The sequence below is a fragment of the Sphingomonas sp. 2R-10 genome (assembly GCF_030062225.1).
Lineage (GTDB): Bacteria > Pseudomonadota > Alphaproteobacteria > Sphingomonadales > Sphingomonadaceae > Sphingomonas.
On the sequence record NZ_JASCXF010000011.1, the window covers coordinates 69,540 to 91,863 of the forward strand.

The 22,324-nt window shown below is 67.9% G+C and carries 23 protein-coding genes and 2 pseudogenes; 10 read left to right on the top strand and 15 right to left on the bottom strand.

The features are described 5' to 3' along the window. Positions 1–51: 51 nt before the first annotated feature. The 13 genes from QLH51_RS07045 to flgB all read right to left on the bottom strand — a co-directional run bounded on the left by QLH51_RS07045 (position 52) and on the right by flgB (position 10,898). Positions 52–1,044 carry a flagellar motor protein MotB gene (locus QLH51_RS07045; protein WP_125654156.1) on the bottom strand — a complete coding sequence of 331 codons (993 nt, stop codon included), beginning with the start codon at positions 1,042–1,044 and terminating at the stop codon, positions 52–54. A 3-nt stretch (positions 1,045–1,047) separates the two neighbouring features. Beyond that, a complete protein-coding gene (gene motA, locus QLH51_RS07050) occupies positions 1,048–1,911 on the bottom strand; it encodes a flagellar motor stator protein MotA (RefSeq protein WP_125654154.1) in 864 nt (287 codons plus the stop codon). A gap of 131 nt (positions 1,912–2,042) precedes the next feature. Continuing rightward, entirely contained in the window at positions 2,043–3,038 is a 996-nt protein-coding gene (gene flgL / locus QLH51_RS07055) for a flagellar hook-associated protein FlgL (RefSeq protein WP_164516040.1), read from the bottom strand. An 8-nt stretch (positions 3,039–3,046) separates the two neighbouring features. Continuing rightward, positions 3,047–4,375 carry a flagellar hook-associated protein FlgK gene (flgK, locus tag QLH51_RS07060; RefSeq protein WP_125654150.1) on the bottom strand — a complete coding sequence of 443 codons (1,329 nt, stop codon included), beginning with the start codon at positions 4,373–4,375 and terminating at the stop codon, positions 3,047–3,049. Next, entirely contained in the window at positions 4,372–4,731 is a 360-nt protein-coding gene (locus QLH51_RS07065) for a rod-binding protein (RefSeq protein ID WP_206428748.1), read from the bottom strand. Before QLH51_RS07065 ends, flgK begins: the two co-directional genes overlap by 4 nt. Further along, on the bottom strand, positions 4,728–5,819 hold the full coding sequence (locus QLH51_RS07070) for a flagellar basal body P-ring protein FlgI (RefSeq protein ID WP_125654148.1): 1,092 nt from the start codon (positions 5,817–5,819) through the stop codon (positions 4,728–4,730). Before QLH51_RS07070 ends, QLH51_RS07065 begins: the two co-directional genes overlap by 4 nt. 8 nt (positions 5,820–5,827) lie before the next feature. Beyond that, a complete protein-coding gene (locus QLH51_RS07075; RefSeq protein ID WP_125654146.1) occupies positions 5,828–6,544 on the bottom strand; it encodes a flagellar basal body L-ring protein FlgH in 717 nt (238 codons plus the stop codon). Then, entirely contained in the window at positions 6,525–7,313 is a 789-nt protein-coding gene (gene flgG, locus QLH51_RS07080; protein ID WP_125654144.1) for a flagellar basal-body rod protein FlgG, read from the bottom strand. The genes QLH51_RS07075 and flgG overlap by 20 nt, the downstream gene beginning before the upstream one ends. A 12-nt stretch (positions 7,314–7,325) precedes the next feature. After that, positions 7,326–8,078, bottom strand: a complete 753-nt coding sequence (locus QLH51_RS07085) for a flagellar basal body rod protein FlgF (protein ID WP_125654142.1) — start codon at positions 8,076–8,078, stop codon at positions 7,326–7,328. A gap of 57 nt (positions 8,079–8,135) precedes the next feature. After that, positions 8,136–9,419: a flagellar hook protein FlgE gene (locus tag QLH51_RS07090; RefSeq protein WP_125654140.1), complete on the bottom strand. Its 1,284-nt coding sequence runs from the start codon at positions 9,417–9,419 to the stop codon at positions 8,136–8,138. A gap of 40 nt (positions 9,420–9,459) precedes the next feature. Continuing rightward, positions 9,460–10,134: a flagellar hook assembly protein FlgD gene (locus QLH51_RS07095; protein WP_125654138.1), complete on the bottom strand. Its 675-nt coding sequence runs from the start codon at positions 10,132–10,134 to the stop codon at positions 9,460–9,462. A 2-nt stretch (positions 10,135–10,136) separates the two neighbouring features. Next, positions 10,137–10,544 carry a flagellar basal body rod protein FlgC gene (gene flgC, locus QLH51_RS07100; RefSeq protein ID WP_125654136.1) on the bottom strand — a complete coding sequence of 136 codons (408 nt, stop codon included), beginning with the start codon at positions 10,542–10,544 and terminating at the stop codon, positions 10,137–10,139. 3 nt (positions 10,545–10,547) lie between these two features. Further along, positions 10,548–10,898: a flagellar basal body rod protein FlgB gene (flgB, locus tag QLH51_RS07105; protein WP_125654134.1), complete on the bottom strand. Its 351-nt coding sequence runs from the start codon at positions 10,896–10,898 to the stop codon at positions 10,548–10,550. Between the two features lie 170 nt (positions 10,899–11,068). Here flgB and QLH51_RS07110 point away from each other — a divergent pair, with 170 nt between their 5' ends. From QLH51_RS07110 to QLH51_RS07145, 8 genes are all read left to right on the top strand, one after another. Beyond that, complete coding sequence (locus QLH51_RS07110) at positions 11,069–11,722, top strand: motility protein A (RefSeq protein WP_206428746.1); 654 nt, start codon at positions 11,069–11,071, stop codon at positions 11,720–11,722. After that, positions 11,719–12,279 carry an OmpA family protein gene (locus tag QLH51_RS07115; protein ID WP_125654132.1) on the top strand — a complete coding sequence of 187 codons (561 nt, stop codon included), beginning with the start codon at positions 11,719–11,721 and terminating at the stop codon, positions 12,277–12,279. Before QLH51_RS07110 ends, QLH51_RS07115 begins: the two co-directional genes overlap by 4 nt. Beyond that, complete coding sequence (locus QLH51_RS07120; RefSeq protein ID WP_125654130.1) at positions 12,276–12,809, top strand: flagella basal body P-ring formation protein FlgA; 534 nt, start codon at positions 12,276–12,278, stop codon at positions 12,807–12,809. Before QLH51_RS07115 ends, QLH51_RS07120 begins: the two co-directional genes overlap by 4 nt. A 146-nt stretch (positions 12,810–12,955) precedes the next feature. Then, positions 12,956–13,264: a flagellar biosynthesis anti-sigma factor FlgM gene (gene flgM, locus QLH51_RS07125; RefSeq protein WP_125654128.1), complete on the top strand. Its 309-nt coding sequence runs from the start codon at positions 12,956–12,958 to the stop codon at positions 13,262–13,264. Beyond that, positions 13,251–13,592 carry a hypothetical protein gene (locus QLH51_RS07130; RefSeq protein ID WP_206428745.1) on the top strand — a complete coding sequence of 114 codons (342 nt, stop codon included), beginning with the start codon at positions 13,251–13,253 and terminating at the stop codon, positions 13,590–13,592. Before flgM ends, QLH51_RS07130 begins: the two co-directional genes overlap by 14 nt. A 225-nt stretch (positions 13,593–13,817) precedes the next feature. Further along, the gene (locus QLH51_RS07135) at positions 13,818–14,729 is read left to right on the top strand and encodes a lytic transglycosylase domain-containing protein (protein ID WP_125654126.1); all 912 of its coding nucleotides are present in this window, start codon (positions 13,818–13,820) and stop codon (positions 14,727–14,729) included. Then, positions 14,729–16,828, top strand: coding sequence for a flagellar biosynthesis protein FlhA (gene flhA, locus QLH51_RS07140; RefSeq protein ID WP_206428744.1), 2,100 nt, complete (start codon positions 14,729–14,731; stop codon positions 16,826–16,828). The genes QLH51_RS07135 and flhA overlap by 1 nt, the downstream gene beginning before the upstream one ends. Next, a complete protein-coding gene (locus QLH51_RS07145; RefSeq protein ID WP_125654124.1) occupies positions 16,825–17,571 on the top strand; it encodes a sigma-70 family RNA polymerase sigma factor in 747 nt (248 codons plus the stop codon). Before flhA ends, QLH51_RS07145 begins: the two co-directional genes overlap by 4 nt. 870 nt (positions 17,572–18,441) lie before the next feature. On the opposite strand, the pseudogene QLH51_RS19935 reads toward QLH51_RS07145, so the two are convergent. Continuing rightward, positions 18,442–18,693 (bottom strand): annotated as a pseudogene (locus QLH51_RS19935) (flagellin); the annotation flags it as partial. A 1,323-nt stretch (positions 18,694–20,016) separates the two neighbouring features. After that, positions 20,017–20,424: pseudogene (locus QLH51_RS19940) on the bottom strand (flagellin N-terminal helical domain-containing protein); the annotation flags it as partial. A gap of 245 nt (positions 20,425–20,669) precedes the next feature. Between QLH51_RS19940 and QLH51_RS07155 the strand changes: the two are divergent. Both QLH51_RS07155 and fliE read left to right on the top strand, forming a co-directional pair. Then, entirely contained in the window at positions 20,670–21,962 is a 1,293-nt protein-coding gene (locus QLH51_RS07155) for a sigma 54-interacting transcriptional regulator (RefSeq protein ID WP_125654272.1), read from the top strand. Continuing rightward, complete coding sequence (fliE, locus tag QLH51_RS07160; RefSeq protein WP_125654120.1) at positions 21,959–22,324, top strand: flagellar hook-basal body complex protein FliE; 366 nt, start codon at positions 21,959–21,961, stop codon at positions 22,322–22,324. The genes QLH51_RS07155 and fliE overlap by 4 nt, the downstream gene beginning before the upstream one ends.

A 22,324-nucleotide genomic window follows, 5' to 3' on the forward strand; every position in this document is an offset into this window, starting at 1 on the left:
CGCGCGGGAATGACGAACTGGCGGGCGCCAAATCGCCGTTCGGGTGCCCGCTCAGTGCGCGGCGCCATGCTCCCTGCCCGGCCGCGGTACTTCGGCGCGGGCGGCGGGTTCGCTGTCGACGCTGGCCATGCGCTGCTGCCCGCCGAAACCGCGTGTGTCCTGATAGAGCAGCGTGATCGCAACGCGGCGATTGCGCGGGTCATAGGGGTCTTTCGCGATCATCGGTTCGCGGTCGGCCACGCCCTCGATCCGTTCGAAGCGGCGCTCGCCCACCCCGCCCAGCGCGAGGCGGCGGCGCGTCGCCTCCGCCCGGCCCGACGACAGCATCCAGTTGTTCATGTCCTGCGGCCGGCCATAGGCGACGGCGTCGGTATGGCCGCGGATCATGATCGTGTTGGGCAGGTCGCGCACCGTCTGCGCGATCATCGTCATCAACTGTGCCGCCTCGGGCGCGAGCGCAGTGGTGCCCAGCGCGAACATCGAATAATCGGCATTGTCGACCAGGTCGATGCGCACGCCGTCGCGCGTCGGCACGAACCGGACGTTGCGCGCCAGCTTGCGCAACTCGGCATTGGCCGCCATCCGCTGCGCCAGCGTGCGCTTGACGCGTTCGAAGGCCTTCTTGTCGGCTTCGGCCATTTCGGACTTGTTCTTCAACCGGCCCTTCTCACCCGCGCCCTCCTTGGCACCGCCATTGGCGTCGACCGGGATGGTCAGCGAGCGGGTGCCGGTCTGCGCCGCGCGGTGGGGATAGCTGTCCTGGTCGACGATCGATTCGCCGCCGAACAGCCCGTTCGACCCCGCCGATCCCGCCTTCACCTCGACCAAAGTCGGCGCGAAGAAATCGGCCAGCCCCTTGCGCTGCTTTTCGGTCGTGGCGCCCAGCAGCCACATCAGCAGGAAGAACGCCATCATCGCCGTCACGAAATCGGCATAGGCGACCTTCCACGCGCCGCCGTGATGGCCGCCATGGCCGGCTTCGATGATCTTCTTGACGATGATGACGGGCGGCGGCTGGTTGTTGCCGTGGGGAGCGCGCGCCATGGATCAGCGTCCGCGCAGGCCGTCGAAGACTTCGGCGAAGCCGGGCTGGTTGTGATGCGCGATGCCCGAGCGCGCCGCCTCGATCACCAGCGGCTGCGGATGGCCGTGGAGCGAGGCGATGATGATCTGCTTGACGACGTGATAGATGGCGGCGTCGGCGTCGATCACCTGCTGCAACCGCGTCGCGAGCGGGCCGACGATACCATAGGCGAGCAACACGCCGAGGAACGTACCGACTAGCGCCGAGCCGATCATGCCGCCGAGGATCGAGGGCGGCTTGTCGATCGAGCCCATGGTCTTCACCACCCCCAGCACGGCGGCGACGATGCCGAGCGCGGGCAAGGCGTCGGCCAGCCCCTGCAAGGTCGTCTGCGGGCCCTGTTCCTCGTGGTGGTGGGTCTTGATGGCGTTGTCCATGACCTCCTCGACCGCGTGCACGTCGAGCGTGCCCGACGACACGACGACGAGGCGTAGCGTGTCGGCGATCAGGTTGACCAACGTATGGTCCTTCATCAGGCGCGGATATTCGCCGAACACCGACGACGATTTCGGGTCCTCGACATGCGGTTCCAGCGCGATCGGCCCTTCGGCGCGGAGCATCTTCATCAGCTTCGACACCAGGAAGATCGCGTCGAGATAATCCTGCTTCTTGTACTTCGGCCCCTTCATGACCTTCATGAAGCCCGAGCCCATGGCCTTCAGCTCACGGCCCGAATTGCCGATGATGAGCGCGCCGACCGCGGCACCGCCGATGATGAGCATTTCGTGCGGGAGCGCGTGCATGACGGGACCCAGCGCACCACCGGTAAAGGCGAAGCCGCCGAAAACCATGGCGATGAGGACGACGAAGCCGATGGCCGGAAACATGTGGCGCTTGCCCCCTGGGATTACGAGATGAAGCGCCGCCGGTTGCGGTGCGTCATACGATCCCCCTTTTCCACGATAGAGGTCGAGAAATCGTTACCGGCCGCGATTTGGGTAAATCGGCCGGTCAGCATTCACTTCAGATAGTTGAACAGCGACAACCCCGCGAGCTTGGCCACGCTCGCCTGCGTCGCGTTCAGGATGGTCATCGTCTTCTGGAATTCGACCATCGTCGTCGGCCAGTCGGTATCCTCGAGCGCGCTGCGCGCCTCCTCGCGGTCGAGGCCGATGGCGTCGAGCTGGGTCGATTCGATCTCCAGCCGCGCCGCGCGGGCGCCGTTCGCCGCCCGCGCGGACGAGACCTGCCCCTCCGCCGAATCGAGCCGGGTCAGCGCGTCGCTGATGCTTTTCGTATATTTGGTCCGTGCCGCTGCCTCGTCGAACGGCGGAATCGTCGTCGGATCTACCGCCGGATCGACGGGCGCCGGGGGATCGTTGGCGGTCAGCGGCATTTGCATCGCCGCCGTCAGGTCGTCGATCAGCTTGAACACGTCGACCACGCCGGTCATCGTCGCATCGCCGCCGAACACGCGCCGGCCGTCGATGCCGACCTGCATCTCGCTGGCCTCACCGATACGCACCGTCGCCACCGATTCATTGCCGGTATAGCTGATCGCCTGCGTCGTCGGGTCCTTGGTAAAGGCACTGTCGCCGGTGCCGCCGAACACTGGATGGCCGCGCACGTCGCGCGCATTCGCCATCACGAGCAACCCTTCGCGAATCTGGCCCAGCTCGGTCGCGATCGCGGTGCGGTCCTTGAAATTCAGCGTCTCGCTGCCCGCGCGCGTCGCCAGTTCGCGCACGCGCACCAGCCGGTCGCCGACATTGTCGAGCGCGGTATCGGACTGCGCCAGCAACCCGCGCGACAGGGTGATGTTGGCGCGGAACGCGGTCGAATCCGCTTCCTCCTTCTTGATGCCGCCCAGCATCATCCACGCGGTCGAGTCCTTCGACGCGACATTCAGCCGCTTCTGGGTCGACAATTCGGTGTTGATCCGGTCGAGGTCGCTGGTCAGCTTCGACATCTGTGACGCCGACCGGTTGTAGAAGCTGGCGGTGGAGATCTGCATCATTCGTCCTATCGGATCGCCATCAGCGCATCGAACGTCTCGCGCGCGACCTGGATCACGCGGCTGGACGCCTGATATGCCTGCTGGAACTTCATCAGGTTGACCGCTTCCTGATCGAGATTGACGCCGGCCGACGCGTCGCGCGCATCGACCGCCGAATCGCGGATCGCGCCCTGCGCCTCGGCGATCGTCTTGCGGGAGGCCAGCGCCGAGCCGTTGGTCGACTGGAGCGCCACCGCCTTCGCCTCGAACGCGCCGACACGGCGGGCATCGGCGAGCACCGACAGGTTGCCGCTGTCGCGCGCGCCCTTGCCGAGCGCGGCCGCCGCGATCTTTTTCGGATCGTCCATCGCGCGGGTGACGCGACCATCGGCGTCGATCGCGAACATCGCGGTGCCGGGATCGCCATTGGCATCCTCGCCCGCTTCGAACGCGCCGTTGACGCCGTTGACGAAGGCGGTGGCGAGCGCCACCACTTCGCCACGCATCGCGTTGATCCGTTGCGCTCCGTCGACCATCCCGGCCAGCCCGCCACCGCGGGGGGTCAGCACACTTTCCAGCCCGCCGCGCATCGTCGTGAAGACGGGCATGTTGGCATCGTCGCGCCCATAGCGCACGACCGACGCCTCGATCCCGTGCACCATCAGCGGGCCGTCGGCGCCGCCGGCGCGCACCGTGACGCGACCGACCGTATCGAACCTGACGTCGAGGTCGGTCAGTTCGCTCATCTCGTCGAGCATGCGGTCGCGCTGGTCGAGCAGCTGCGCCTCGCCGGTCGACCCGCGAGAAACGCGGGCCAGTCCATCGTTGATGCGGGCGAGCACCGCAGCACCGTTCGACAGCTTCGCGACGGCGTTGTTCGCCGTCAGATCGAGATTGTTCGACGCGGCGTCGAGCGCGCCGACCGTACCCGAATAGGATTGCGCGACGCTTTCCGCCGATTCCAGCATCGCGCGACGCGGGGCATCGGCCGACGGGTCGGCCGACAGCGTCGTCGCGGTGTTGAAGAACGCGGTCATGCGGGTGGTCAGCGCGCGGCTGCTCAGCGCATCCTCGATCCGTTCGAGCCAGACGATGCCGCCGTCGCTGCGCGCGACATCGGACGACGATTGCCGTACCTCTGCCGATCGGAACATGTCGGCCGCACGCGCGATACCGGCAACGATCACGCCGCTGCCGGTGGTCTGCCGCGACGATCCGACACCGATCTCGGCCAGCGAGGTCGTGCGACGGACGTAACCGGTCGTCCCGGCGTTCGCGATGTTATCCGACGTCGTGGTCAGCGCCGACTGATAGGCCCTGACCCCGCTCGCGCCGATCGACAGCAGGTCGCTCATCCGCTCTTCCCTTCGGAGGGATTAACGGCAGGCTGCGCCTCAGCTTGCGTCGAATTGGCGGTTTCCGGCGCGTTAACCGTCTGCGACCGGGCGAGGAACTCGGTCATCGCCTTGCCGATGCCGAGGGGGGTGGTGACTGCCATGCCTTCGGCAACCTTTTGATCCCACATGTCGCGGAACTGGCCCGATGCCTTGTTCTCGAACAACCCGTCGGCGAGCTTCGCCTGGCGCATCGATTTCAGCATCATGCCGGTGAAGACCGATTCGAAGCGTTCGCCCGCGGCCTTCAGGTTCCTGTCGGAACCGATGCGGCTGGTGTCGACCCCGATGCCGGTCGTCGCGCCGATCACGCTCACAGGACCACCAGTTCCGCCTTGAGCGCGCCCGATTCCTTGAGCGCCTCGAGGATCGCAACCAGATCGGCGGGCGAGGCGCCGATGGCGTTGATCGCCTTCACGACGTCGGCGAGCTTGGGGCCGGGCGCCAGCAGGAACATCGGCTTGACCTCCTGCTCGATCGTCACGCCGCTCTTCTGTTCGACCGCGGTCTGGCCCTGGCTCAAGGGAGCGGGCTGGCTGATGCGCTGGTCCTCGTCGATCTTCACCGTCAGCTTGCCGTGGGTGACGGCGGAGGGCGAAACGCGGACGGCGGAGTTGATGACGACCGTGCCGGTGCGGGCGTTGACGATGACGCGCGCGGCGGTTTCCGCCGACTCGACGGGCAGGTTCTCGACCTCGCTCATCAGCATCGACCGGGTATCGGCACCGGGCGCGGCGCGCATCGCCACCGACACCGCGTCGATCGCGGTCGCGGTGCCCGCGCCGAAGCGGCGGTTGATCGCGCCCGCGACATTCTGCGCGGTGGTGAAGTCGGCCTGCGCCAGGTTGAAGGTCAGCGTCGGCGCGGTGGCGAAGCCGGTGTCGACGGTCCGTTCGACGGTCGCCCCGTCGGGAATGCGCCCGGCCGAGGGGATGTTGACGACGATCTTCGACCCGTCGGCACCCTCGGCACCCAGGCCACCGACCGCGAGGTTGCCCTGCGCCATCGCATAGATCTGGCCATCGGCACCCATCAGCGGGGTCATGACCAGCGCACCGCCGCGCAACGACTTGGCCTTGCCCATCGACGCCACGGTCACGTCGATGCGCTGGCCGGGCTTGGCGAAGGCGGGCAGTTCGGCGGTGATCATGACGACCGCCGCGTTCTTGAGCCCCGGGTTCATCCCCTGCGGCAGTTGCAGCCCCATGCGCGACGTGATCGCCTTCACCGACTGCACGGTATATTCGAGATTGTCGTCGCCCGTGCCGGGCAGCCCGACGACGATGCCGTAGCCGGTCAGCTGGTTCGAGCGGATGCCCTGGAAGCGACCGAGGTCCTTGACCCGTTCCGCGCTGGCGGGGTGGATCATGAGGAAGGCGGCGAGGATGGCGAGCAGGAAGCGCATGGGCGGTCCTAGAACGGGCTGACGACCTGGAAGAAGCGGCTGAGCCACCCCTGCCGGCTGGCGCGGGCGACATCGCCCTTGCCGGTGTAGGAAATGCGGGCATCGGCGACGCGGGTCGACGGCACGCGGTTGTTGATGTCGACATCGGCCGAGCGCACCACGCCCTTGATCGCGACGAATTCGTCGCCGCGGTTCAGCGTCACCCGCTTCTGCCCCTGCACCAGCATGGTGCCGTTGGGATAGACTTCGGCGACGGTCACCGACAGTTCGCCCGACAGCGCGTTGGTCTGGTCGGCCGATCCGCCACCGTTGAAGTTGCGGCCGCCCGATGCCTTGGCGATGTTCGGATCGAACGACAGCGGCCCGACCGATGGCGGCGTGATCGAGAACCCGCCGGTGCTGTCGAGCTTGGATCCTGCCGACTTCGACGCGCTGGTGCGTTCGACCAGCACGATGGTCAGCGGGTCGCCGACCTTCTTGGCACGCCAGCCTTCGTACAGCGCGGCATAGCCCTGATCCGCCTGAAAGATCGCGCCGGTCGCGGCGACCGCGACCACCGGGTGCGCCGGCCGCGACGCGGTATAATCCTCGGGCGGCAATTTCCTGCCGAACAGGGGGCGGGCGGTTGCCGGCATTGCCGCCAGCACGACCGCGGCGAGCGCGATGGCGCGCGCGGTGGCTGCGAGCGCGCGGGCGGGCGCGGGGTCAGATGTTCTGGTTGACATATTTCAGCATCTCGTCGGTGGCCGAGATCATCTTGGAATTGACCTCGTAGGCGCGCTGCGTTTCGATCATGTCGACGAGTTCCTCGACGACGTTGACGTTCGACCCTTCCAACATGCCCTGCCGGATGCGGGCGCGGCCATCCAGACCGGCGACGCCGGTCTGCGCCGCACCCGATGCGCCGGTCTCGACCAGGAAGTTGTCGCCGACCGGCTGCAACCCGGCCGAATTGGCGAAGGTCGTGACCTGGATCTGGCCGATCGGGGTCGCTTCGGTCTGGTTGGGAATGGTCGCGCTGACCGTGCCGTCGCCGCCGATGGTGATCGAGGTCGCGCCTTCGGGCAGGGTGATGCCGGGCATCACCTGATAGCCCTCGGTCGTGACCAGCATCCCCTCCGGCGAGCGGGTGAAGTTGCCGGCGCGGGTATAGCCGAGCTGCCCGCCGGGCAGCTGCACCTGGAAATAGCCGTCGCCTTCCAGTGCCACGTCGAGCGTGTTGCCGGTCGAGGCGAGCGATCCCTGCGTCTGGATGCTGGCGGTGCCCTGCACCTTCACGCCGGTGCCGAGGTTCAGCCCGGTGGCGTAGCGCGATTCCTGGGTCGAGGCGGCACCCTGTGCGGTGACGATCTGGTAGCTGAGCGTCTCGAACGAGGCGCGGTCGCGCTTGAACCCGGTCGTGTTGACGTTCGCCAGGTTGTTCGAGATGACGCGCATCCGCGTGTCCTGGGCGTCCAGCCCGGTGCGGGCGATGTGCAGTGCGGCGTTGGCCATGTCCTGTTTCCCTTAACTCTGGACGCGCATCAGGTTGGCGGAGGATTCATCCATCTCCTTCGCCTGCTTCAACATGCCCGCCTGTACTTCGTACGACCGCTGGTTCTCGATCATGTCGACCAGCGCCTGGGTCATGTTGACGTTCGACTGTTCCAGCGCGCCCGAGCGCACCGTGGCGGTCATGTCGCCGGGCAGGACCCCGCCGCCGCGAACGTGCAGCAGGTTGTCGATGCCCTTGACGGTATTGCTGCCCGCGGTGCTCGCGAGCTTGATCTGGCCGACCTCCTGATCGGGCGTGCCCGGCGCCGCGCCCTGCGGCACGATCATCACCCGGCCGTCGGCGGTGACCGAGATCGCCTGGTACGGCGGCACGGTGATCGGACCGCCGGTGCCCATGACCGGCAGGCGATCGCCGGTTTCCAGCGTGCCGGCGGCAGAAACCTGCAGGTCGCCGCGGCGGGTATAGGCTTCGGTGCCGTCGGGACCCTGCACCGCCATCCAGCTGTCGCCTTCCAGCGCGATGTCGAGCGGACGGCCGGTCGCCAGTACGGCGCCGGCCCGGCGGTCCATGTCGCGCACCTCCTCGGAGGAGGGAGAGCGGGTTTCGAGCTCGCCGTTCCTGCCCTTCAGCAGCAGCTGCTCGAAATCCACCTTGTCCGCGCGAAACCCGATCGTCGAGCCGTTCGCGATGTTGTTCGCGATCGTCGCCTGCGCGGCCATGTGGCCACGCATCCCCGACATTGCGGTGTAGACCAGCCGGTCCATCGAAACCTCCCAAGAATGACCCTCGCTACATAGCAAGGGTCATGCCAGTTTCAGCGCTTAAGCCCGCAGGTCGAGGATCGACCGCGTGATCTGGTTCGAGGTGTCGAGCGCCTTCGAGTTCGCCTGGAAGTTGCGCTGTGCGGCGATCAGGCCGACCAGTTCCTCGGTGATGTCGACGTTCGACCCCTCGATCATGCCCGACATCAGCGAGCCGGCGCCGTTCTCGCCCGAGCTGGCGAAGGTCGGTTCGCCCGACAGGCCGGTCGCCTGCCAGTTGCTGTTGCCCATCTGGCGCAGGCCGGGCGAGTTCGAGAAGGTGACCATCGCAACCTGGCCCAGCGCCTTGGTATCGCCGTTCGAATAGCTGGCGGTGACGATGCCCTTTTCGTTGACCGTCACGCCCTGCAGCCGGCCGACGGCGATGCCGTCCTGCGTCTGGGTCCCGACCTTGAACGGCTTGGTCGTCGCGGCCGAGGTGGTCGGGATGGTCAGCGTGATCTGCTGCTGCGCCACGCCGCTGGCCGGCATGAACGAATCGAAGGTCGTGGCGACCGCCGTCGTCAGCTTGCCGGTCGCGTCGAAGGTGACCGGCACGGCCTGGGTCGCGCCGACCTTCATCTCCTGATCGCCGACGAAGCTGTACGCTTCCCACGTGCTCGACAGATCCTCGGCCGCGGGCGGCGTGGTGACGACCGGCGCGGTGGTCCGCTTCAGATAGGTCGTCATCGTCATCGGGTTGCCGGCACCGTCATAGACGGTGGTGGCGATCGATTCGTTGTAGCTCGACGAATCGAACCGGCTGAACGTCGTGGTGTCCGGCACGACCGAACGCGCGTTGAGGTTCACGCCCAGCGTGACGTTGTTGGTGCCGGCGGCCTTGCCCGAGGTGCTGGCGAGCACGAGGTCGCTCAGCGACGCGCGGGTCGTCGCGACGACGTTGCCCGATCCGTCGACCGGATACACCTGCAACCGCGCACCCTGTGCATCGGTGACGAACTGGTTGGCATCGACGCGCAGCGAACCGTTGCGGGTAAAGGTCAGGCCTTCCTTGGTCGGGTCCTGCTTGAGCGCGAGGAAGCCGTCGCCGGCGATCGCGATGTCGAGCGACGACGACGACTGGACGAGGTTGCCTTCGCCGAACTGCTGGCGGTTGCCCTTCACCACGGTACCCGAACCGACCATCTGCGTCGGCGCGACGGCGAGGTTCGACGCGATCACGTCGGCGAATTCGGCGCGGCTCTTCTTGAACCCGGTGGTGCCGACGTTGGCGAGGTTGTGCGAGATCGACGCCATGTCGACCTGCGAGGCCTTCAGGCCGGACAGCGAAGTGTAGAAGGACATTGGCTCAGGCTCCTGCGGAAATAGATGAAAGGGGTTGGATTCAGGCGATCTTGCGAACGGAGTCGGCGAGGACCTGCTCGCCGCTCGACAGGGTCAGCATCGGTTTGCCGCCATTGGGCATGACCGAGGAAACCCCGGTCCAGGTGAGGTTGCGGGCCTTCACCACCTGACCGTTCTTGTCGGTGGCGGCGACGCTGATGGTATAGGGGCCGGCACCGGCGGCGCTGCCGTCGTTGGTCTTTCCGTCCCATTGATAGTCGACCAGGCCCTTGGGCTGGCCGCCGAGCGACACCGCGCGGGCGACATTGCCCGCCGCGTCGCGGATCTCGACCTTCACCTGTGCCGCTTCGGCGTCCAGTTCGACCGCGCCGGTGACGTTGCCCTTGGTATCGGCGGTCGCGGTGGCGCTTTCGGTCAGCACCGCCTTGCCGATCCACGACACGGCGTCGCTGGTCCCGCTGTCGGACATGCGCGCCGCCAGCGTCTTGAGCGTCGACGTCATCTCGGTGATGCCCGACAGCGACGACATCTGCGCCATCTGCGCCACCATCTGGGTGTTGTCGGTCGGGTTGAACGGGTCCTGATATTGCAGCTGCGCGGTCATCAGGCGCAGGAAATCCTCCTGCCCCAGCGAGCGCTGGCCGAGCTTCGCCTTGGCCGCGGCGTCGCTCGCGCCCTTGACCGTCGGAATGTTCTGCACGGAAGTAGTGGCCATGATCAGCGTCCCAGGCGCAGCGTTTCGGAGATCAGCGACTTGGCGGTCGACATCACCTCGACGTTGTTCTGATAGGTGCGGGCGGCATCGAGCATGTCGACCAGCTCGCGCGGTTCGTCGACGGCGGCTTCCCACACATTCCCTTCGGCATCGGCCAGCGGGTTGCCGGGGTCGTGGCGCTTCGACGGTGCCTCGCCCGCGGTCACGACCTGCGCCGCATCGACGGTCGCCAGCCCGCTGGCCGCATCGAAGCTGGTGCGGAACACCGGCTTCATCGTGCGATAGGCGCCGGCCTCGGTCGTCGATACCGCGCCGGCATTGGCAAGGTTCGATGCGGTGGTGTTCATCCGGATCAGCTGCGCCGACATGGCGCGGCCCGATACTTCGAAGATGCTCATGGGTGCGGGCATGGGCTATTCCCCCTTCAGCGCGCGGGTGATGGTGGAGATGCGCCCGTTGAGGAACGCGAGGGTCGTCTGGTACGCGACCGCATTCTCGGCGAAGGCGGTCTGTTCGGTGACCAGTTCGACGGTGTTGCCGTCGAGCGAGGGTTGCAGCGGCCGGCGATAGAGCGTGTTGCCGTCGATCGAGCGATCGACGTTGCCGCCCTGTTCCGCGCCGGCAAGCGCCGCGCGGAAGTCGACGTCCTTCGCCTTGAATCCGGGGGTGGACGCGTTGGCGATGTTCGACGCCAGCATCCCCATGCGCTGCGCGCGTACCTGCAGCGCGGCACCATGTATCCCGAACAGAGCGTTGTCGGCCATCGGACGAACCCCAAGTCGACGCGCCGGATGCGCATCACCCGGGATCACAGCAAAGGGCGTGCCAGTTTCGCCGAACCCCGCCGGAAATCGGCAAACCGGGGGGATTGCCGCGCGCGACCGGCAAGCGCTTGCCGCCGTAAAACTGGCATCGCCCTTGCAGAGCAGCGGGCATGATGCCGTCCGTGCTTGCCCCCTATGCCGATCCGGTCGCCGCCGCCTTCGTGGTCGGCGGCACCGTGCTGGCGCTGCTGATCCGTACGCCGCCCGCCGATCTGGGCCGGGCGGTGCGGGCGCTCGGCACGCTGGGGCGCCGGCCCTTTTCCGCCGAGGACGGTCTGGACCAGGTCGCCAAGCTCGACCGCATCGCCAGACGGCACGGCGTGATGACGCTCGACCGCTCGCGCATCGCCGATCCCGATATCGCCGACGCGATCGCCGGCATCGTCGATGGCGCCGGCCCCGATGCGGTCGGCGCACGGCTGCGCCACCGCAACGACGCCCGCGCCGAACGGCACCTTGCCGCCGCCGACATGTGGGGCGCGGTCGCCGAGCTGGCGCCGCTGCTGGGCATGATCGGCACGCTGGTCGGGCTGGTGCGAATGTTCATGGCGATGACCGATCCCGCGGCGATCGGACAGGCGATGGCGATCGCGCTGCTGTCCACGCTGTACGGCGCGCTGCTGGCCGCGCTGGTCGGCATGCCGATCGCCGGGCGGCTGCGCCGGCTGGCGCGCGCCGAGGCATTCGAACGCGCCCGACTGGAGGCACCCCTCGTCGCGCTCGCCCGCCGCGAGCGCCCGCATCTTCGCGAGGCCGCAGAATGAGAACGACCCGTTTCGACACCGCCCCCGGCCGGCCGCTCTGGCTGACGACGCTTGCCGATATCTCGCTGCTGCTGGTCGGGTTCTTCGTGTTCCTGCAGGCCGCACAGGCCGTCGATCGCCAGGCGCTGACCGCCGGTATCCGTGCCGGGTTCGATGCCGAACCGATCCCGATGACGCTGGAGCGGGCCATGGTCGACGGCTTCGCGCCCGGTTCGGCCGCCCTGCCCGGCGGCACCGCCAATACCATCGACTTCGTGCGCGAGGCCGCCGCCGACCACCGGATCGCCGTCACGCTCACCGGGGGAACCGATAGCCCCGGTTCGGACCGGGACGTTGATCCCGCAACCGGCAGCGCCGCGATCCTCGCCACCGACCGCGCGCGCGCCGTCGCCGCGCTGCTGGTACGCGAAGGCGCGGTGACGCCGGCGCAGATCGCGTTCGCGACCCCCGGTACCGGCGGGCGCGGCGTCCATATCGACCTGGGCTTTGCCGGTGACCGGCAAGCCGTTGCCGACCGGCAAGCGCCGGTTGCCGTTTCCACCGGAGCCGACCGATGATCCGCCACAGCCTGTTCGCCGCCACCGTCCTGATCGCCGCCCCCGCCGCCGCACAGACCTATCAATCGACCGCCCAGCTCGACGAGGCGGTGGTGCAGTTCACCGGTGCCAGCATCGGCATGGACGGCGGCGCGCAGATGCCGGTCGATCCGCGGCTGAAGCTGGCGCGCTGCGCGATGCCGCAGTTCGGCTGGCTGTCCGACCGGCAGGACGCGGTCGTCATCAGCTGCATGGGACCGGCATGGAAGGTCTATGTGCCCGTACGCCGCATGACCCGCGCCATGCCCGAACGGGCGGCACCGACCCCGGTCGCCGCTGCTCCGGCCAAGCCCGAGCCCGTCATCCGCCGCGGCGACCCGATCATGGTCGAAGCCGGCGCGGCCGGTTTCTCGATCACCCGCGACGGGGTGGCAATGGGCGACGCGCCGGTCGGCGGGCGGCTGATGGTGAAGGTCGATCCGGCCAAGCCGCCGATCCAGGCGGTCGCGCTGGAATCGGGACGCGCCGCCCTGCCCGGCTTCACGCGCTGAGAGCGCTGTCTGAAAGCTCGCGAAAGAGCGGGTTCTGGGCGGTACCGGCTTACCTACGGAAAAATTCATGGCCCGTAACTTTTTGCTAAAGAAGTCCGGCCGCCCGCCGTTTCTCCCCATGTCAGCAGTTCGCGAAGGACGGGGACATGGTGGATGCAGTCGGATCAAGGCTAGTTTCGTCGATCGGGGGGCGCGGTGTCGCGCGGACCGAGGGACAGGCACGCACGGGCCAGACAGCGGCTCCGCAGGATGTCGCCGCGCCCAGGAGCGGCGTGGAACTCCTGTCGGGCGGCACCACCGCCAAGACGCTGTCGGCGTCGCCACCGGTCGATACCGACCGCGTCGCGACGATCCGCAAGGCGATTTCCGAAGGACGTTTCCCCTTGTCCCCCGCCACCATCGCCGACCGGCTGATCGCCCTGAAACTCGATTGGAACAGCAATGAACCGGCGTGATGCGCTGATCCGGGTGATCGACAGCCTTCATGCCGAGATCGCGGCGTTGCAGGCGAACGACATTACCGCGCTGGAAACCGCGACGGCGATGAAATTGCAGGGGATCGAGGCGGTCGCCGCCAATGACGACCTGCCGCTCGACGCCGAGCTGGAGGCGCTGGCGCGCGAGGCGCAGCGGCTGAACGAGACCGCGCGCATCTACGTCAACCTGATGGCGGCCAATGTCCGCCGGCGGATCGACCAGCTGGCAGGCGGCGACGGATTGCCGGCCTACCGGCCAGGCATTGCCGCCTCCCCGCAGCGCATGGCCGCGGCGGCGTATCGGTAAGGCCCAACTACCTCCGGAACCCGGCCCGTCCGTTTGTCCTGAGTAGCCACTGAGCTTGTCGAAGGGGCGTATCGAAGGATCGTTCGGGGCAGGTGCTTCGATACGGGTCTTCGACTGCGCTCAGCCCCTACTCAGCACGAACGGTTGGTTGAACGGCACCCGATCCCAAACTGGCACGCAGCTTGCTGTGAGCATTCCTGAACAGGGGAAGCAAAGCACAGCCCGATGAGTGTCGTTCCGGTAGAAGCCCGATCCTATGTCCACAGCGCGATCGCGAAGGCGAGCGCGCGGACCGGCGTCGATTTCAATTACCTGCTGGGGCAGGCGCAGGTCGAAAGCGGCCTGCAGACCAATGCCCGCGCCGGGACCTCCTCCGCCACCGGCCTCTACCAGTTCGTCGAACAGAGCTGGCTGGGCGTGGTGAAGGCGCATGGCGCCGAACACGGGATGCAATGGGCGTCTGACAGCATCCGCCAGGGGAGCAACGGCCGCTACTACGTCGCCGACGGCGCGACCCGCCACGCGATCCTCCAGCTGCGCAACGACCCGCAGGCATCGTCGCTGATGGCCGCCGAACACGCCGCCGACAACAAGGCCGCGCTGGAAGGCGCGCTGGGCCGCAGCGCGACCGGCACCGACCTGTACATGGCGCATTTCCTGGGGCTGGGCGGTGCGCGCCAGTTCCTGACCACGATGCAGAACAATCCCGACCGTTCGGCCGCCGGCATGTTCCCCGCCGCGGCGCGCGCCAACCGCTCGATCTTCTACGGTGCCGGCGGCCAGCCGCGCTCGCTCGCCGAAATCTATGACAGGATGGCGACCAAGCTGGACCGCGGGGCGAAGGCCGGCGGCGGCAGCGGCGTCGACAGCGCCGGGGTCCCGGGCGGCTTTCCGGTCAACCGGATGCAGCAGCCCGCCGTGCTGCTCAACGGCTTCGGCGGCGACGTCATCATGGGCAACGAGGCGCAGGGCGGTGACGAGGCGTGGCTGACCACGACGCTCGCCAACCTGAACGTCGTGCGCAGCCGCAGCGGCGATGCGACCGCCAACCCGGTGCAGATGGCCTCGCTCTACCGCCCGACCCCGGAGTCCGCGCGGCTCGCCTATTCGATCCTCGCCAATCTGGGTAACGCGTGATGCAGGCGATCCTGAGCAATCCCAAGAGCCTGTTGCCCGCGATGCGCCAGTCGGCGCTGCCCGGCGCGATCCTGCTGCTCGTCCTGCTGATGGTCGTGCCGATCCCGGCGTTCATGCTCGACATCTTCTTCGTCATGAACATCATGATCTCGATCGCGGTGCTGATGGTGGCGCTCAACGCGCAGAAGCCGCTCGACTTCTCCGCCTTTCCGACGGTGCTGCTGTTCGCGACGCTGTTCCGCCTCGGCCTGAACGTCGCGTCGACCCGCGTCGTGCTGGTCCACGGGCATGAGGGCGAAGCGGCGGCGGGCCATGTCATCGAGGCGTTCGGCACCTTCCTGATCGGCGGCGACTATGTCGTCGGTCTTTTCGTCTTTTCGATCCTCATCATCATCAACATGATCGTGGTGACCAAGGGTGCCGGCCGCGTGTCCGAAGTGTCGGCGCGCTTCACCCTAGACGCGCTGCCCGGCAAGCAGATGGCGATCGACGCCGACCTGAACGCCGGCCTCATCACCCCGGACGAAGCCCGCAACAAGCGCATCGAGACCGGCGCCGAAGCCGATTTCTACGGCGCGATGGACGGTTCGTCGAAGTTCGTGAAGGGCGATGCGGTCGCAGGCCTCCTGATCCTCGCGATCAACATCGTCGGTGGCCTGATCCTCGGCGTCGTCAGCCACCAGATGGCGGTCGGCGAAGCGGCGCAGACCTATGTCCTGCTGGCGATCGGCGACGCGCTGGTCGCGCAGGTGCCCTCGCTGCTGCTGTCGATCGCCGCCGCCGCCATCGTCACCCGCGTCACCTCCACCTCGCAACAGGACCTCGCCGGACAGATCGGCAGCCAGTTCGCATCGCACCGCACCTGGGCGCCGGTCGCCGGTATCCTCGGCCTGCTGGCGATGCTGCCGGGCATGCCGTTCCTGGTGCTGGCACCCGCCGCGGGCATCGCCGGTTTCGCATCGTGGAAGCTCGCCAAGCAGAAGAACGCACCGCCCCCCGCCCCGCCGGTCGAGGCGCTGGCCGAACCGACCGACCTGTCGAAGATCGGCTGGGACGAGGTCAGCGACACCTGCCACATCATGCTCGACATCGGCTATGGCCTCGTGCCGCTGGTCGACGAGCGCAAGGGCGCGCCGCTGATGAGCCGGATCACCGGGGTCCGCCGCCAGCTGTCCAAGGAACTGGGCTTCGTCGTGCCGCAGGTGAAGGTGCGCGACGACATCAACCTCGCGCCGTACACCTATCGCATCTCGATCGGCGGCGTCGTCGTCGGCGAGGACATGGCGTCGGCGACCGAGATGCTGGCGCTCGATACCGGCCAGGCGGTCGGCGGATTCCTCGACGGCAAGGCGGCGAAGGACCCGACCTTCGGCCTCGACGCGGTATGGATCCATCCGGGCGATTCGGATGCCGCCACCGGCGCCGGCTATCTGGTGGTCGATGCCGGGACGGTGATCGCCACCCATCTGAACCATGTGCTGACGACCAACGCGACCGAACTGCTGGGTCCGGACGAGGTGCAGTCGCTGCTCGACGGGCTGAAGGACCGCGCTGCCAATCTGGTCGCCGCCCTGTGCCCGAACCCGCTGTCGCTCACCACGCTGACGCAGGTGCTGCGCGCGCTGCTGGCCGAGAACATCACGCTCAAGGAATTCCGCCGCATCGCCGCCGCGATCGTCGTCGTCGCCCAGCGCACGCAGGACGCCGACGAGATCGTCGAGCTGATCCGGCCCGAACTGGGTGCCCTCATCATCCAGAAGCTGTGCGGGGTGCGCGAGCCGCTACGCGTCATGACGCTGGAGGGGCAGCTGGAGGCGATCCTCGGGCAGGCGATGCGGGGCGACCCGAGCGGCCGCCACGCGATCGAACCCGATCTGGGTCGCCGCATCGTCGACGCGCTGACCCATGCCGCGCAGCCGCTGATGGCCGAGGCCAAGCCGTTCGCGCTGGTCGTGCAGCCGTCGATCCGCGTCGCGATCCGCAAGCTCGTCAAGACCTGCCTGCCCGACACCCCGGTGATGAGCTTCTTCGAGGTTCCCGAGGACAAGGCAGTCGAAGTCGTCGCCGTCATCGGTGCCCCGGAGGCCATTCCCGCATGAACGCCCCCTTCTTTCCCCAGCCCGAACCGAGCGTGCCGGTCTATACCCGTCACGCGAGGCCCAACGACGGCGACGCGATCGTGCGCCGCCACCTGCCGCTGGTCCGCCGCATCGCGTGGCACGTCCACGGCCATATGAGCACGATGGTCGATGTCGAGGATCTCGTGCAGGTCGGCCTCGTCGCGCTGGTCGAGGCGGTACCGGGCTTCGAGGATCGGGGCACGGTGACGTTCGAGCAATATCTGGCGACCCGGCTGCGCGGGGCGATGATCGACGAGCTGCGGCGACAGGCGACGATCAGCCGCGGCGCGATGAAGCGGCGGCGCGACTATGCGAAGACGGTGTCGGTGCTGACGCAGGAGCTGGGCCGCGCGCCGGTGCCGGCCGAGATCGCCGACCGGCTGGGCGTGCCGCTGGGGCGGCTGCGCGTCGATTATGCCGACGTCCAGTCGGTGCAGTTCGATTCGATCGATGACGTCTATACCGACGAGGCGCCGTGGTTCATGGACGACGGCCCCGATGCGTTCGAGGCGCTGGCGGAAGGCGAGCTGCGGAGCACGCTGATCGCCGCGATCGCCGCGCTGCCCGAGCGCGAGGCGCAGGTCATCCAGCTTTACTATGTCGAGGAACTCAACCTCGAGGAGATCGGGCAGGTGCTGGGCGTCGGTGCGGCGCGCATCTGCCAGATCAAGAAGGCGGCGCACGAGAAGCTGAAACGGGCGCTGGCGCGGGCTACCGGGTAAGGCGGCCGGCGGGTCTGTTGGCGGCCTGGGCGGGGTCGGACGAGGGTCCGGCCCCGTCTTTGCGTGGGCAAAGGTCACAAAGGTCACACTCGTGCGCATTGTTGTGCGCGGGTGTGGCGGGGCGGCGAACGACAGGGATTTGGCGATGGGAAAGAGCGGGATGCGGATGCTAGCGTAGCGGGTGGGTTGTAGGAAAGCGGGTCGGTTGCTTCCGGTGGTGGCGCAGTTGCGCGCCTCCCCGCGGGAGGCCCCGGCCTGCGCTGGGGCGACGGGATGTGGTGGCGGATGGTGACGGATCAGTGCGGTCCGATGGACGCCATCGGTTGCCTCGCCAGCAGGCGTACCCCGGCGGAGGCCGGGGTCCAGTCGGGATGCGCTGTCGATTGAGGGGATACGCCCCCCGACTGGGCCCCGGCCTGCGCCGGGGTACGCCTGCGGGGAGGTTTGGTCATTTTCCACCACGCCTTGCTCGTCGCGCAGTTGAAGTTTGGGTTGGAGTTTGGCGGACGTCTCGTGCCCCCGCGCAGGCGGGGGCACAGAGTACCGATCGCAACGGCAGTTCAATCTGGCCCTGGCCCCCGCCTGCGCGGGGGTACGGGAAGTTTTCCCCGTCGTCCTTGCCCTTGGTGTTTCACCTGCGGCCACGCCCCTCCATCATGCTGCGCATGGTCCCCTTCCCCGCGGGGCGGGGAGGATTTCGGATCTCGCACGCCCGCTCCGCACAGCGCCCTATGTATAGAGTCCGCCTGCCCGCTTTCCGGAAACGCCGAAAGCCCCCGGCGACCTCGGTCGCCGGGGGCTCGTCCCGTTGCCGGGAGGTCCGGGGCCGCCGCCTTCTTTCAAAGGGGGAACGGCGGCCTCCGGAAACGGTTAGCCGAGCAGCTTGAGCACACCCTGCTGCGACTGGTTGGCCTGCGCCAGCATCGCGGTCGAGGCCTGGCCGAGGATCTGCGCCTTGGCGAGCGCCGTCGATTCCGACGAGAAGTCGGTATCTTCGATGCGGCTGCGGGCTTCCTGCAGGTTCGACGAGGTCGTGGTCAGGTTGTTGACGGTGACCTGCAGGCGGTTCTGCACCGCACCGAGGTCGCCGCGGATCGACGAGACCTTGTCCAGCGCCTTGTCGATGGCGTTCATCGCGACCGAGGCATTCGCCTGGGTCGAGACATTCAGCGCGCCGCCGACCATGCTTTCCGCACCGCCCTGGGCAGCGAGGCCGACCTTGGCGAGCGAGGCGCTCGAACCTTCGACGCGGATTTCCGCACCCGAGTCCGACTTCAGCTCGACCCGGCCGCGCAGGGTCAGGCCGGCCGCGATCGTGCCGGTCGAGGCGCCGCCGTCATCGCCCTTCATGCCGATCACGAGGCCAGCCGAGGTGCCGGCCGCGCCGTCCTTCAGCGTGATGTCGTTGCCGGTCGACGAGGTCAGGATCAGGTTGCCGTCCTTGTCGCTCGACGCGACCAGGCCGCTGATGCCGGCGTCGTTGATGTTCTTGACCACGTCCGACATCGACATGCCGGTCGTGCCGTCGACATCGCTGAGCGTCACGGTCGCGCCGTTAATGGTCAGTTCGTTGGCGGCGACGATCTTCGACGAGTCGAGGGCGACGGTGGCCGTCGTCGTCGCGGTCGCGGTCACGCCGCTGTCCTTCGACGTGGCGTTGATCGCGGCGGCCTTCGAAGCGGCCGAGGCATCGTTCGACGCACCGATGGCGACACCGTTGATCTTCACGTCGTCCGTGACGGCCAGCGCGGTGGAGCCGACGGCCGAACCCTTGACCGCGTCGGTCGTCGAGGTTTCGTTCAGGCCCAGTGCGGTCAGGTCGGTCGCATCGCCCGAAGTGCCGCGCTTGATGTCGATCGGCTGGCCATCCGAGCTGTTGAGTGCCACGAAACCGCCATAGGTGCCGGCGGTGAAGCCCGCCTTGCCCGCATCGGCGCCGGCGATGACGATGGTCTTGCCGGTGTCGTTCGACAGGACGATCTTGCCTTCGCTGTCGAGCTGCGCGCTGATGCCGCCCACGTCACGGTTGATCTTGTCGACCAGTTCCTGGCCGTTCGCGCCGGTCACGTTGACGGCGGTGCCGCCGCCGACCGCGATCGAGAAGCCGGTCGTGCTGGTCACGCCGCCCGAAGCGATCGGGCCGCCCGACAGGGTGTTGTACGCGGTCGCCGACACGCCGGTCTGGCCGGTGTTGGTGTTGATCGCGGCTGCCGTGGTTTCGGCGGTGCCGGCGGTCAGGTTGGCGCTGAACGCGTTCTTGCCGTTGATCTGGATGTCGCCGGCGTTGACCGTCGCGGCGCTGATGCGGCCGGTGGTCGCCTGGCCTTCGACGCGGTAGCCGTTCAGGCCGAGCGCGGTGGCCGAGGTGTTGGCGAGGCTGACCGAGGTGGTCTGGCCGGCCTGCGCACCGGTCTGGAGCGAGACGCTCTTCACCGAACCGTCGAGCAGGTTGATGCCGTTGAAGTTCGTCTTGTTCGAGATGTCGTTGATCTGCGCGGTCAGCTGCGAGACTTCCGACTGGAGCGACTTGCGCTCGGAATTGCCGAGCGTGCCGTTGGCGGCCTGGCCGGCGAGTTCCTTCATGCGCTGCAGCATGTTGGTTACTTCGCCCAGCGCGCCTTCGGCGGTCTGCGCCATCGAGATGCCGTCATTGGCGTTGCGCGCGGCGACGGCCATCGTCTTGATCTGGCTGGTCATGCGGCTGGCGATGGCGAGGCCGGCGGCGTCGTCCTTGGCCGAGTTGATGCGCTTGCCGGTCGAAAGGCGCTCCATCGACGCCTTGAGCGAATCATTGGCGGCGGTCGAGGCGTTGGCTGCGCGCAGCGATCCGATGTTGGATCCGATAACGGTCATTGATGTATCCTCCGGTCTGGCTTCAAGCGCCCCGCGATCCCCCCTTTGAAGCGTGCGGGAACGAAGCTGCTGCCCGGAGAAACGGCACGCACCGGACCGGATTAAGCAGAAAAATTCCGGATTTTCGGAGGGCTCGCGCGCGCGAGGGTACGTACGCGGAGTACAGAGCCGAATCGGCGGTCATTTTACCGGGCGTTAACCATTTGCCGGCAAAAGGGTGCCGTTCAGGGGGAATGTCCGAAACCATGCGCTCGATCTATCCATCCGCTGCCGTGCTTGGCGCCAAGTTCACGCTGGTCTCGTCGCTGCGTGCGCAGGGCTTCGCCCTCGCCAATGCCGGGCAGAAGCCGGGGCCGGGCGACGTGTTCCTGGTCATGGAAGGCGAAGTGCCGCCGATCGCGGCGCGTACGCTGGTGCTGGCCGACGGTCCGGCGTCGGCTACGCCGTTCGCCGATGGTCGCCCCGCCCGCCTGTCCTATTCCCATGCCGATACCGAGCTGGCCCATGCCTTTGCCGCCGCGCTGCTGTGCGGCCGGCACGAGGCGGTCGCGGCCGATCCCGAGAGCCTCGCGCTCCAGGCGCTGGCCCGCCGCGTCGCCGCCGCCGACATCACCGTGCTGGTGAACGGCCCGACCGGCACCGGCAAGGAAGTGCTGGCGCGCACCATCCATGCCGAGAGCGCCCGCGCCGACGGCCCGTTCGTCGCGATCAACTGCGCCGCGCTGCCCGAAACCATGCTGGAAGCGATGCTGTTCGGCCATGTGAAGGGTGCGTTCACCGGCGCAGGCGCTGCGGGCGAAGGCTTTTTCCGCGCGGCGCATGGCGGCACGCTGCTGCTCGACGAGATCGCCGAGCTGCCGCTGGCGTTGCAGGCCAAGCTGCTGCGCGTGTTGCAGGAGCGCGAGGTGGTGCCGATCGGCGCGACCCAGGCCGAGGCGGTCGACGTCCGCGTCGTCGCCTGCGCCAATCGCGACCTGCAGGACGAGGTGGCGGCGGGCCGTTTCCGCGCCGACCTGTATTACCGGCTGAGCGTGTTTCCGCTGACCACCCGCGCGCTGAACGAGCGCACCGGCGACGTCGCCGCGCTGGCCGCCGCGATGGTGGTGCGCCATGCGGGCATGCGCCAGACGCTGCCGTGGATTTCGGACGAGGCGCTGGCGATGCTGGTGCGCCACGACTGGCCGGGCAATGCCCGCGAGCTGGAGAACGTGATCCAGCGCGCGCTGCTGCTGGGCATGGGCGACCGGATCGAGGCGCACGACATCGTGTTCGACCGGGCAAGCGCGGCCAACGCCAATGCCGCCCCGGCGCTGCGCAGCGTCGAGCCGGTGGCCGGCACGCTGACCAACATCGTCCAGATCCACGAGTTCGCGGCGATCCGCCGCACGCTGGAGGAATGCGGCGGCAACCGGATCGAGACCGCGCGGCGGCTGGGCATTTCGGAGCGCACGCTGCGCTACCGCCTCGCCAAGGCGCGTGAGGCCGGCGAGCTGCTCGGGCAGGCTCCGGCGGCCCAGTCGATGGCGGCGTCGGCATGAGCGGCGTCGGCGGGGTCGGCGGTGCGATGGGCATCGACCGGGTGATGGCGCTGCGCGCCCAGATCCTCGAGCGCAACCAGGCATTGTCCAAGGCGAACGCGCAGGTCGCGGCCGCCCCGGTGCCGGCCGAACCGGCGAAGCCGACCAGCTTCGCCGACGCGATGGGCGACGCGCTGAAGGGCGTGAATGCGCAGCAGAACAAGGCGAGCGAATTGTCGGCGATGTACGAACGCGGCGAGACCGTGGACATCGCCAAGGTGATGATGGCGCGCCAGCAGGCATCGGTCGGCTTCGAGGCGACGATGCAGGTCAGGAACAAACTCTTGTCCGCCTACAAGGACATCATGAGCATGCCGGTCTGA

Excerpts from the sequence above, each read along its gene's own strand:
- QLH51_RS07090 (WP_125654140.1), bottom strand. The coding sequence starts at position 9,419 with ATGTCCTTCTACACTTCGCTGTCCGGCCTGAAGGCCTCGCAGGTCGAC.
- flgK (WP_125654150.1), bottom strand. The coding sequence starts at position 4,375 with ATGAGCGACCTGCTGTCGATCGGCGCGAGCGGGGTCAGGGCCTATCAG.
- flgL (WP_164516040.1), bottom strand. The coding sequence starts at position 3,038 with ATGCAGATCTCCACCGCCAGCTTCTACAACCGGTCGGCGTCACAGATG.
- QLH51_RS07095 (WP_125654138.1), bottom strand. The coding sequence starts at position 10,134 with ATGGCCACTACTTCCGTGCAGAACATTCCGACGGTCAAGGGCGCGAGC.
- QLH51_RS07120 (WP_125654130.1), top strand. The coding sequence starts at position 12,276 with ATGATCCGCCACAGCCTGTTCGCCGCCACCGTCCTGATCGCCGCCCCC.
- QLH51_RS07110 (WP_206428746.1), top strand. The coding sequence starts at position 11,069 with ATGATGCCGTCCGTGCTTGCCCCCTATGCCGATCCGGTCGCCGCCGCC.
- motA (WP_125654154.1), bottom strand. The coding sequence starts at position 1,911 with ATGTTTCCGGCCATCGGCTTCGTCGTCCTCATCGCCATGGTTTTCGGC.
- QLH51_RS07130 (WP_206428745.1), top strand. The coding sequence starts at position 13,251 with ATGAACCGGCGTGATGCGCTGATCCGGGTGATCGACAGCCTTCATGCC.
- QLH51_RS07135 (WP_125654126.1), top strand. The coding sequence starts at position 13,818 with ATGAGTGTCGTTCCGGTAGAAGCCCGATCCTATGTCCACAGCGCGATC.
- flgM (WP_125654128.1), top strand. The coding sequence starts at position 12,956 with ATGGTGGATGCAGTCGGATCAAGGCTAGTTTCGTCGATCGGGGGGCGC.
- flgG (WP_125654144.1), bottom strand. The coding sequence starts at position 7,313 with ATGGCCAACGCCGCACTGCACATCGCCCGCACCGGGCTGGACGCCCAG.
- flgC (WP_125654136.1), bottom strand. The coding sequence starts at position 10,544 with ATGCCCGCACCCATGAGCATCTTCGAAGTATCGGGCCGCGCCATGTCG.
- QLH51_RS07115 (WP_125654132.1), top strand. The coding sequence starts at position 11,719 with ATGAGAACGACCCGTTTCGACACCGCCCCCGGCCGGCCGCTCTGGCTG.
- flgB (WP_125654134.1), bottom strand. The coding sequence starts at position 10,898 with ATGGCCGACAACGCTCTGTTCGGGATACATGGTGCCGCGCTGCAGGTA.
- QLH51_RS07075 (WP_125654146.1), bottom strand. The coding sequence starts at position 6,544 with ATGTCAACCAGAACATCTGACCCCGCGCCCGCCCGCGCGCTCGCAGCC.
- QLH51_RS07155 (WP_125654272.1), top strand. The coding sequence starts at position 20,670 with ATGCGCTCGATCTATCCATCCGCTGCCGTGCTTGGCGCCAAGTTCACG.
- fliE (WP_125654120.1), top strand. The coding sequence starts at position 21,959 with ATGAGCGGCGTCGGCGGGGTCGGCGGTGCGATGGGCATCGACCGGGTG.
- QLH51_RS07085 (WP_125654142.1), bottom strand. The coding sequence starts at position 8,078 with ATGGACCGGCTGGTCTACACCGCAATGTCGGGGATGCGTGGCCACATG.
- flhA (WP_206428744.1), top strand. The coding sequence starts at position 14,729 with ATGCAGGCGATCCTGAGCAATCCCAAGAGCCTGTTGCCCGCGATGCGC.
- QLH51_RS07070 (WP_125654148.1), bottom strand. The coding sequence starts at position 5,819 with ATGCGCTTCCTGCTCGCCATCCTCGCCGCCTTCCTCATGATCCACCCC.
- QLH51_RS07045 (WP_125654156.1), bottom strand. The coding sequence starts at position 1,044 with ATGGCGCGCGCTCCCCACGGCAACAACCAGCCGCCGCCCGTCATCATC.
- QLH51_RS07145 (WP_125654124.1), top strand. The coding sequence starts at position 16,825 with ATGAACGCCCCCTTCTTTCCCCAGCCCGAACCGAGCGTGCCGGTCTAT.